This is a genomic window from Amycolatopsis sp. SID8362 (assembly GCF_010550475.1).
In the GTDB taxonomy this organism is placed as follows: Bacteria; Actinomycetota; Actinomycetes; order Mycobacteriales; family Pseudonocardiaceae; genus Amycolatopsis; species Amycolatopsis eburnea.
Window position 1 is genome coordinate 1 of sequence record NZ_JAAGNB010001731.1, and the last position, 2,785, is coordinate 2,785.

Below are 2,785 nucleotides of genomic sequence, written 5' to 3' on the forward strand. Positions count from 1 at the left end.
CTGCGGCACCGCGCGCTTGGCGGCGGTGAGCCGGACGATGCCGAGGACCGCGTTGACGACGAGGGCGATGAGCAGGAACGGCGCCGCGATCAGGTGGACCGGCCGGAAGCCGACCGCCTCGGAGATCAGCTGGCCGATGACCGGGCCGAGCAGCAGAGCGAGCACGGCGAGCCCGGCGGTCACCCCGGCGACGGCACCGCGCCCTTCGCGCAGCTTCACGATCAGCGCGACCGTCGTGCCGGCGGCCGCGCCCGTGCCGAGTCCCGACAGGACGCGCCCGGCCGTCAGCAGGCCACCGGCGGGGGCGAAGGCGACCAGCAGGACTCCGAGGACGAGGAAGCAGGTCGCGGGCACGGCCACGGCGGTCGGGAAGCGGGCGCCGAGGAGGAGCCCGGGGATCGCGCCGAGTACCACCCCGGCCAGGTAGGCGACCAGGCCCACCAGCAACAGCGCCATGCTGGACAGGCCGAGGGCGCGCTGGATCTCCGACTCGCCGTCGAACCGGTAGATCACGGTCAGCATGAACAGCCCGATCAGCGCGGTGAACCCGGGCCCGAGCACCTGCCACCAGACCGGAGCGGCGACCGGGCGGGTGGCATTCGGCGGCGTCACGTACATGCGGTGACCGTATAGCTTCGCGAGCGCGCGCGTACGGCGTTGTCGGAAGTCGGCCACGGCTGTCCTACAGTGGGCTCGTGGCCGACCTCGACCTGATGGACTTCAAGGCACTCAGCTTCGACTGCTACGGCACGTTGATCGACTGGGAGGCGGGGATCGCCGCCGTCCTGTCGCCGTGGGCGGCGGAACACGGTCTCGGCCTCTCCGACGAGGAACTGCTGGTCGCCTACGCGGACAACGAGGCCGCGGTCGAGCGGGAAGCGCCGTCGACGCGGTATCCGGACGTGCTCGCGGAGGCGTTCCGCCGGACCGGTGCCGGCCTCGGGTGCGGCGTCGGCGACGACTGGGCCCGCCGGCTGGGCGAGTCCGTGCCGGAGTGGCCCGCGTTCCCGGACTCGGCCGACGCGCTGGCGCGGCTCGCCGGGCACTACCAGCTGATCATCTTGTCCAATGTGGACCGTGCCGGTTTCGCGGGGAGCAACGAGCGGCTGCGCGGCCGCTTCGCCGCGATCATCACCGCCGAGGACGTCGGCGCCTACAAGCCCGCCGAGAACCACTTCCGCGCGCTGGACGAGACGTTGCCGTCCCTGGGAGTGGCGCGCGGGGAACTGCTGCACGTGGCGCAAAGCCTGTTCCACGACCACGTTCCGGCCAAGCGCGAAGGCCTGTCGTCGGTGTGGATCAACCGGCGGCACGCCGACCCGGGCTGGGGAGCGACGCCCGAGCCGAGCGGCGACTGGTCCTACCAGGCCGAATACCCGTCGATGGGCGCCTTCACCGATGCCGTCGACCGCGCGTTCGCCGGAGCCTGACGCCCGGAGCCGCCATACTGGTCCCATGACGAGCGACGGCCGCGTGATGTTGCTGGGCTTCGATCCCGACGAAGGGCGGCTCATCATCGCCCGGAACAACCCGGACCACGCGCGGTACGTCGTGGTCGTCATCCCCGGTGCCGGGTCCGGCATGCACAACGCGGACCCGTTGTTCGACGTCGTGGACGCACTGGTGAGCAAGTTCGAGGGGGACGACTTTTCGGTGGTCGGCTGGGCCGACTACGTGGCACCGCGGGACTCCTGGCAGGCCAGGGACCCGGCGTACGCGGCCGCGGCGACCGGCCGGCTGGCGAGTTTCCTGGCCGGCCTGCCGGTCACGGCGGAGAACTTCGGGCGGTACAAGAAGGCCGCCCGGATCGTGGTGATCGGGCTCGGTTACGGCGGTCTCGTCGCCGGGCTGACCGGGCGCGAGCACGGGCTGGCCGCGGACGCGCTGGTGCTGTTCGGCTGTGCCGGGGCCGGCGTCGACAACGCCGCCGCGGCGCGGGTCCGCGGGCCGGTGTACGTCACGCCCGACGACCCCGGCGACGGCACACCGCCGGGCGCGCACGGGATCCGGCCGGACACCCCGGCGTTCGGTGCCACGCTCCTGCGGCCGGGGCCGCTGACCTACCGGCGCGATCCGTTCGTGCGGTACCTGCCTTCGCTGCGGCGGATCGTCATGGGGACGGCGTGAGCTCACGCGCCGAAGTGCAGGTGCGACGCCCACAGTGACGGCGTGCGCGGGTATTCCTCGCGCAGCGCGCGGACGGCGTGGTGCAGCGACCGCGCGGCCGCGCCCGGATCGATCGCCCCGGCCGTCCGCAGCCCGCGGTAGAAGCCCTCGGCGACCTCGACCGCCGCTTCGTCGTCGAGCTCCCACAGCGTGCCGACGACCTGGGGGAACCCGGCCGCCTGGAGGGCGCCCGCCAGGTGCAGCGCCTCGTCGAGCAGACCCTCGGCCGAGTTCATCGCCGTGTGGCACGCCGACAGGTAGGCCAGGTGGACGCCCTCGAGGCCGACGGCGTTCAGGTCGCCCGCGGTCAGGGGAGCGTCGCGCAGCAGCAGCCGGCTCTGCGCCGGGTTCCCGACGTCGTAAGTGCCGTGGCAGGCGAAGTGCGCGATGGCGTGCGACGGCAGCTCCGCGAGCACGCGGGCCCGGTCCGGGGCGGTCAGGACGTCCGCGCCGGGCAGGAGTTCGCGCAGCAGCTCGGTTTCCGCGCCGACGTGGCGCAGGTCGGGCAGGCCCGGCGTGACCGGCATGGCGACGACCAGCGTGCGATCCGGCGATCCCGGGGCGGCGCGGCTGCGGTCGCGCGCGTGGCGCAGGCTCCGGATGGTGGGGGTGTAGGAGG

Annotated in this window: 4 protein-coding genes; 2 read left to right on the forward strand and 2 right to left on the reverse strand. The window is 73.4% G+C overall.

Annotated features, from left to right (window positions below):
- A partial coding sequence (locus G3I65_RS53045) for an MFS transporter (protein WP_160703837.1) occupies positions 1-618 on the reverse strand: 618 nt, incomplete at its 3' end.
- Positions 619-695: 77 nt separating this feature from the next.
- Between G3I65_RS53045 and G3I65_RS53050 the strand changes: the two genes are divergently transcribed.
- Both G3I65_RS53050 and G3I65_RS53055 read left to right on the forward strand, forming a co-directional pair.
- Complete coding sequence (locus G3I65_RS53050) at positions 696-1,430, forward strand: haloacid dehalogenase type II (protein WP_309236098.1); 735 nt, start codon at positions 696-698, stop codon at positions 1,428-1,430.
- Positions 1,431-1,455: 25 nt separating this feature from the next.
- The gene (locus G3I65_RS53055) at positions 1,456-2,127 is read left to right on the forward strand and encodes an alpha/beta hydrolase (protein ID WP_160703839.1); all 672 of its coding nucleotides are present in this window, start codon (positions 1,456-1,458) and stop codon (positions 2,125-2,127) included.
- Positions 2,128-2,129: 2 nt separating this feature from the next.
- On the opposite strand, the gene G3I65_RS53060 is transcribed toward G3I65_RS53055, so the two are convergent.
- Positions 2,130-2,785: CHAT domain-containing protein (locus G3I65_RS53060; RefSeq protein WP_160703841.1), on the reverse strand; the 656-nt coding region annotated here is incomplete at its 5' end.

Excerpts from the sequence above, each read along its gene's own strand:
- G3I65_RS53055 (WP_160703839.1), top strand. The coding sequence starts at position 1,456 with ATGACGAGCGACGGCCGCGTGATGTTGCTGGGCTTCGATCCCGACGAA.